Annotated in this window: 7 protein-coding genes and 1 riboswitch; of the genes, 6 read left to right on the forward strand and 1 reads right to left on the reverse strand. The window is 28.6% G+C overall.

Going from position 1 to position 6,727, the window contains the following annotated elements:
- Nucleotides 1-164: 164 nt before the first annotated feature.
- The gene (locus E6248_RS11220) at nucleotides 165-1,427 is read left to right on the forward strand and encodes a chloride channel protein (RefSeq protein WP_316340888.1); all 1,263 of its coding nucleotides are present in this window, start codon (nucleotides 165-167) and stop codon (nucleotides 1,425-1,427) included.
- Between the two features lie 128 nt (nucleotides 1,428-1,555).
- Complete coding sequence (locus E6248_RS11225) at nucleotides 1,556-3,097, forward strand: family 20 glycosylhydrolase (RefSeq protein ID WP_396335150.1); 1,542 nt, start codon at nucleotides 1,556-1,558, stop codon at nucleotides 3,095-3,097.
- Between the two features lie 110 nt (nucleotides 3,098-3,207).
- On the opposite strand, the gene E6248_RS11230 is transcribed toward E6248_RS11225, so the two are convergent.
- A complete protein-coding gene (locus E6248_RS11230; RefSeq protein WP_316340890.1) occupies nucleotides 3,208-4,152 on the reverse strand; it encodes a DUF1097 domain-containing protein in 945 nt (314 codons plus the stop codon).
- Nucleotides 4,153-4,292: 140 nt separating this feature from the next.
- On the opposite strand from E6248_RS11230, the gene E6248_RS11235 reads away from it, so the two are divergent.
- The 4 genes from E6248_RS11235 to hxlB all read left to right on the forward strand — a co-directional run.
- Nucleotides 4,293-4,496, forward strand: coding sequence for a heavy metal transporter (locus E6248_RS11235; protein WP_316340891.1), 204 nt, complete (start codon nucleotides 4,293-4,295; stop codon nucleotides 4,494-4,496).
- Nucleotides 4,497-4,590: 94 nt separating this feature from the next.
- Nucleotides 4,591-4,691: riboswitch (TPP riboswitch) on the forward strand.
- Nucleotides 4,692-4,844: 153 nt separating this feature from the next.
- Nucleotides 4,845-5,510 carry a thiaminase II gene (tenA, locus tag E6248_RS11240; protein ID WP_316340892.1) on the forward strand — a complete coding sequence of 222 codons (666 nt, stop codon included), beginning with the start codon at nucleotides 4,845-4,847 and terminating at the stop codon, nucleotides 5,508-5,510.
- A gap of 106 nt (nucleotides 5,511-5,616) precedes the next feature.
- On the forward strand, nucleotides 5,617-6,255 hold the full coding sequence (hxlA, locus tag E6248_RS11245) for a 3-hexulose-6-phosphate synthase (protein WP_316340893.1): 639 nt from the start codon (nucleotides 5,617-5,619) through the stop codon (nucleotides 6,253-6,255).
- Nucleotides 6,242-6,727 (forward strand): 6-phospho-3-hexuloisomerase (gene hxlB, locus E6248_RS11250; RefSeq protein ID WP_316340894.1); only part of this gene is annotated, 486 nt, incomplete at its 3' end. The genes hxlA and hxlB, both read left to right, overlap by 14 nt.

Raw genomic sequence — 6,727 nt, forward strand, 5'->3', positions numbered from 1 at the left:
ATTAAAATAGTAGCTATATCAGTTTATATTCTGGTATAGCTATTATTTTTTTATATAGTTAAAAGAATGTAAATTCTGATATAAAAGTCCCCTTTATAATGAATTGTTTTTTATAAACTTCGGATAATAAATAGTAAGAAAATAAAAAAGGGGGAGTTTATCATATGGAAACAGAGAATAGAGTAGATAAAGAATATTATATATTGATAAAAAAGGTGTTTAAATGGGTATTACTTAGTATTTTATTAGCAATACCAATTGGCATTGTAGTAGGTTTATATAATAGGATATTAACTGCTGCAAATAGTTTTAGAAAAGAACATGAACTATTAATATTATTTTTGCCAATTGCAGGAGTTATAATTACCTTTATGTATTTGCGAACAAAAAGAAATGCCTATTCAGGAGAAAACTTACTTAAATCAGATGTACAATTAGCAGCTAAGGATATACCTTTTTATATGACATTTGTAGTTTTTTTAGGATCATTATTAACTACATTTTGTGGAGGATCTGCAGGTAAAGAAGGGTCTGCTATTTCTATGGGAGGAACTCTTGGAGATTTTATTGCTAGAAAGTTTAACCTATCGGATGATGAACAAAGAACTCTTGTTATTTCCGGAGTAGGAAGTGCCTTTGGAGTAATATATGATGTACCCTTTGCTGGAGCAATACTTGGAATGGAGCTTATATTAAAGGGGAGGTTTCATTACTCAGCCTTAATTCCTGCATTTTTTACTACAGTAGTATCTAATGAAATTGCTATAAGGATTGGAAGTAAGGCGATTCAATACCCTAATTTAATTTTAGATGATTTAAATTTAATAGTAATTGGTAAGCTGATTATATTAGGAATTATCTTTGGAATAGGTGGATTTATATTTAATTTTGTTTTAGATAACAGCAGTAAAGTTTATAATAGAGTAACTAAAAATCCTTATATAAAAGCTATTTTAGGCGGGGGAATTACTATAATTTTATTTTTCCTAGTTGGAGATAACTACAATGGATTAGGTCAATCTTTTATAAATGAATCTTTTAATAATTATGTAAGTATAGTGGATCCTATATTAAAGATAGTATTTACTGCGGTGGCTTTAGGTTCAGTATTTCAAGGAGGAAGAGGACATCCTACTTTTTTTGTAGGTGCAACATTAGGAAGCTTTGTGGCTAAATATATTAATTTACCTTTACCCTCAGTAACGGCTTTAGGGATGATAGGAGTATTTTGTAGCGCTACATCTTTGCCAATGACTTCAATAGCAATAGCTCTTGAGTATTTTGGAGGTGAAGAAATGGTGGCAATTATTTTAGTTATGACTATAAGTTATATTATTTCCGGATTTTATGACATTTTATATAAGAGGAAATTGCCTAAGGGAAAAGCTATGTTATTTGAAGGATATGTTCATAAGAATAAAGAATAATATCAATAAATGTATAGTATAAATTTTAGGTCATAAAATAATGCTGAAAGAAATTTTAAGGAGGATTAAAATTGAAGAGTAAAAATAAAAAATATTTAATTATTACTTTATGCATCCTTGTTATTAGCATTGTAACATTAGTTTTTTCTAATATTAAAAAAGAAGATGAAGACCTAGCTGTTATTGCAGAAAAGGTAAACAATACTATAATTCCAAAACCATTAAATTATAAAGAGGCAGAAGGTAAGTTTACATTAAATAAAGATACAAAAATATATGTAAAAGGTAATACAGAAGAAGAAACTACAGAAATTACTAAAATTGCTGAGTATTTAAAAGAAAAGTTAAGCCCTTCAACAGGGTATGAATTTACTATAGTAAAAAATGAAGTACCTAGTGGAAATAGCATTTACTTAACTACAGTTGAAGGAAAAGAAGAAATGGGAAATGAAGGATATGAGTTAACTACCACTGTTGATGGAATAATATTAAAGGCATATAAACCTGAAGGATTATTTAGGGGAATTCAAACTATTAGACAACTATTACCTGCTGAAATAGCAAAAAGTAATATAGTTAATAATGTTGAGTGGAGCATTCCTGCATCTACTATAAATGATAAACCTGAATATCCATATAGGGGATTTATGATAGATGTAGCAAGACATTTCTTCCCTGAAGATGTTATAAAACAGCAAATAGACTATGCAGCTCAATATAAAATAAATAGATTACATTTGCATCTTACTGATGATCAAGGTTGGCGTATTGAAATTAAGAAATATCCTGATTTAACTCTTATAGGAGGAAGTACTCAAGTCGGTGGCGGACCAGGTGGATATTATACTCAAGAGCAATTTAAAAGTATAGTTCAATATGCAGCAGATAGGTATATAGAGATAATACCAGAAGTAGATATGCCAGGACATACTAATGCAGCTTTAGCTTCCTATGGATTTTTAAATCCAGATGGTAAAAAGAAACCGTTATATACAGGGATTGATGTTGGCTTTAGTACATTAATGACAGACAATGAAAAAACCTATGAATTTATTGAAGATGTAGTAAAAGAAATTTCAGCAATTTCACCATCAAAGTATTTTCATATGGGTGGAGATGAAGCTGATAGTACTAAAAAAGAAGATTATGATTATTTTGTAGGAAGAGTATCTAAAATAGTTCAGAAATATGGGAAGACACCTATAGGATGGGATCCGATAGATACAGCTCCAGAAATAAACTCTAGTACTATACTTCAAAATTGGAAGGATTCAAACGAAGCAGCTAGAGAAAAAAATATGAATATGATAATATCTATAGCTAGTAAAGCATACTTAGATATGAAATATAATAGTGCTACTCCATATGGATTAGACTGGGCAGGATATATTCCAGTAGAAACAGCATATAATTGGGATCCAACTGATTATGCTCCTAGAAATTTAGTTTTAGGAATAGAATCGCCTTTATGGACTGAAAATATTGCTACTGAAGATGAAATGGAGTTTATGATATACCCAAGATTATTAGGGTATTCAGAAATAGGATGGACTCCAAAGAGTTCAAGAAATTGGTCAGAGTATAAGGTTAGATTAGAAAGACAAGGACCAAGGATGGAGAATGAAGGCATAAATTATTATAAGGATAAAAGTATATGGAAAAATAAATAATAAATAAAAGGTGCTGTGTCACAATGAAAAATTATTCATTCTTAATTTTTCATTGTGACACAGCATCTTTATCTTATAACTTACCATAGAACCTTTTTATTTTAAGAACATTATATTTCTATTTCTTCAGCTTTAATTTTATAATTAGCATCAGTATATGCTTTTTTAATATAGTACACAGATCCGAGGATTGTTAAAAAATATCCTACAAGTAGATCTTTTATAAAAGGAGATCTGACTTCCGGTTCTAATAAAAATGATGGTACCGACTTTAAGGCATCAAATAATGTTATATCATAATAACTTTTAAATTCTGAATAAATAGTTATAGCTAATGACATATGATTTGCAAAATAAACCATAAATAATGTTATTAATGATGTAATTACAATACCAGATATGTTTAATTTTCCACCAAATAGTTGATATCCTTTTATACAGCATATAGCGATAACTAAACCTGCAATAGAAGTAATATAATTCATTTGATAAAGTACTATCCAAAGGATAGAGCCAAGGAGTTCCCCTAAAAATCCTCCAACTATTCCTCCAACTATATTATTCTTTTTAGCTTTAAAATTATTTTCATTTTCAGATATAGTGTTTTTTATTTCAAGCTGGCAATCTTTGCAAGAAGGAACGATAGTGTAGTTTACTAAAAAAGGAGATAAACTTTTATTTTCACCACAAAATTCACAGCAAGTATTTAAGCTGTTAAGTGTAGCAAAATCTATTAGTTCATTTAATATGGATATTAAAATGTCTGCCTTCATGTATTTTCTATATTGCGGACTGTATTGAAGTCTAATAGTGAAATCTTTATAGGAAGCATAATTAAGTTTTTTAAATTGATTCTTTAAATCAATAAGAAATAAATTTAATTTATCAATTTGTGAATTATCAGTAATTTTTAAAGGTAAGTCTATAATATAGATTGAATTAACATTATTTATTGATATAGTATAACCACGATATACACCGTAAAGGCATTGAGGTTTGTCTATATAATTTATATTTCTTAATTCAGAAAGATTTAAAAGTAGTTTATCTTTCATTTAAAATTTCCCCCTTATATAAGGTGAATAATTTTACATATTACCAATTATACCATTATATGCAAAAAGTTTCGATAATAAATTTTTTTATATATAATTGTACATACTATATTTGTAATAACCATGAAAGGAGATATAATATGGAGAGAGTACATTATAAAATTAGTGGTATATCTAATGAAAATATGAAGACACAAGTTAAAAATTCCTTAGACAATATAGAAGGCGTTGATGGAGTTTGTGTAGATATGGCAAGAGGTACAATTGAAGTAATCTATAATAAGCCAGCAACTGAAGCTGAAATTAAATCTTGTTTAGAAAATTCGGGACACCAAATTCAATAGATAAGGAGAAATAGTCTGTTTTTGAAAAATATAGGCTATTTTCATAGAAAATATTGACAATATATAGTAGGTGTATAATAATAATTATAAAATAGAAAATTGCTAGGGGTGCCATAAGGCTGAGAAATAGATAATCTATTAACCCTTGTACCTGAACTGGATAATGCCAGCGGAGGAATGCTTTAATAATTTTAAGATTTTATAAGATATTAAATTTTTATTGAAGATTAGGCTATATTCATTTGGAGTATAGTCTTTTTTATTTTACAACTATAATTAAATATTTTCTGTCTCTATTTTCTGCAGAAAAATTTAAGTTGAAATATAAAATTTATGGAGGATGGGTTTATGAAATTTACTGATATTTTATTTGAGGATGTAAGGGAGCTTTGGGGAAAGTATTTAGAGCATCCCTTTGTTAAGGAAATAGGAGAAGGAACTTTAGATAAAGAAAAGTTCAAAAATTACCTAGTTCAAGATTACTTATACTTAAAAGAATATGCCAAGGTTTTTGCTATGGGTCTTGTAAAAGCAGAGAGCTTAAGTGATATGAATTTATACTATGGCTCTATTAAGGGGATATTAGAAGATGAAACAGAAGTTCATACTAATTACTTAAAGTACTTTGGAATAGATCAAGATAAGGTATTTGATAATAGAAAAGAAATGACAACAGAAAGTTATACAAGCTATATGCTTGGAATTGGATTGAAAGGTGACTTAAAGGAAATAGCCATGACTATATTACCCTGCGCATGGAGTTATCAATTTATAGGTAGAAGTCTTTATGAAAAGCATAAAGATACCTTAGATAATAACTTTTATAAGCCTTGGATAGAAGAATATTCTTCAGTTGAATTTGAAGAAGGTAGTGAAGTCTGGAAAAATCATATAAATGATTTATGTAAAGATATTTCAGAAAAAGAGGCAGAAAACTTAAGAGATATATTTATGAAATCTAGCCTATATGAAATGGATTTTTGGGATATGGCTTATGGAAATAGAATGAAGTAATATTTATTAGAATGTTAAGGTGTAATAATATAGTAGAATTGCTAAAATTATTATGATATATTATTCTCAAAAGAAAAAGTGTACTAAAGATAAGGGGGAAAAGGTATTGAAACTTCAAGTAGCAATAGATAGGGTTTCTATAGAGAAGGCAATAGAAATTATTGAGGAAGTAAAGGATTATGCAGATATTATAGAAATAGGAACATCATTAATTAAAGATTTTGGATTAGAATCAGTTCGTAGAATTAGAGAAAAGTTTCCTAGCATAACAATATTAGCAGATATAAAAACAGTAGATGAGGCAGAATATGAATTTGAAGCTATATATAATGCTGGAGCTGATATAGCAACAGTACTTGGTTGTTCATCTGTAGAAACTATAAGAATTTGCAAGAAGGTAGCTAATAAGTATAAAAAAGATTATTTAATAGATTTAATTGAAGTCCCGAGGGAAAAGCAGGAAGCTTTAAAAGAGTTTAGTGATGGGATTATTTGCGTCCATATGCCAAGTGATAATAATGGACAAGGCTTAGAAAATCTTATAAATTCATCACTAGAAAATCTAAAAGGTTTTAATAGATTAGCTGTAGCTGGTGGAGTTAGAAAAAATAGTATAAATTTTATAAAAGAATCTAATTTTCATATAGCTATAGTAGGTGGTGCTATAACTAAAGCGAAAGATATAAAGAAAGAAGCTAAGGAATTAAAAGAACTACTGGGAGATGAAAAGAATGGAAGTTTTTAATGTAATATTAGATGAAATTAAGGAAGTTTTAGATCAGGTTAATGCTTTAGAATTTAAAGATGCTGCTGTATCTATTAAGAAAGATAGAAGAATATTTGTAGACGGTGAAGGGCGTTCTGGGCTTATGGCTAAAGGATTTGCTATGAGACTTATGCATTTAGGTTATGAGACTTATGTAGTTTCTGAAACAATTACTCCTGCATTGAAAGAAGGCGATTTATTTATTGCTGTTTCAGGTTCAGGAAAAAGTACTAATATAATTTCAGATACAAAGAAGGCAAAGAAACTAGGCTGTGAAATTTTAGTATTCACAAGTAATAATGTATCAGAGTTAGCTAAATTAGCAGATAATATAGTTATAGTTCCAGGAACAGTAAAAGGTGATACAGGAACTGATAGAAAATCTATTCAATTACTAAGTTCACTATTTGATCAAAGTATCCATATAGTATTAGATGGATTATGTTTATAC

The organism is Clostridium sp. (assembly GCF_032552055.1).
In the GTDB taxonomy this organism is placed as follows: domain Bacteria; phylum Bacillota; class Clostridia; order Clostridiales; family Clostridiaceae; genus Clostridium.

What these genes read in the sequence shown, in the direction of transcription:
- E6248_RS11220 (WP_316340888.1), top strand. Translation starts at nt 165, where the DNA reads ATGGAAACAGAGAATAGAGTAGATAAAGAATATTATATATTGATAAAA.
- E6248_RS11230 (WP_316340890.1), bottom strand. Translation starts at nt 4,152, where the DNA reads ATGAAAGATAAACTACTTTTAAATCTTTCTGAATTAAGAAATATAAAT.
- E6248_RS11235 (WP_316340891.1), top strand. Translation starts at nt 4,293, where the DNA reads ATGGAGAGAGTACATTATAAAATTAGTGGTATATCTAATGAAAATATG.
- tenA (WP_316340892.1), top strand. Translation starts at nt 4,845, where the DNA reads ATGAAATTTACTGATATTTTATTTGAGGATGTAAGGGAGCTTTGGGGA.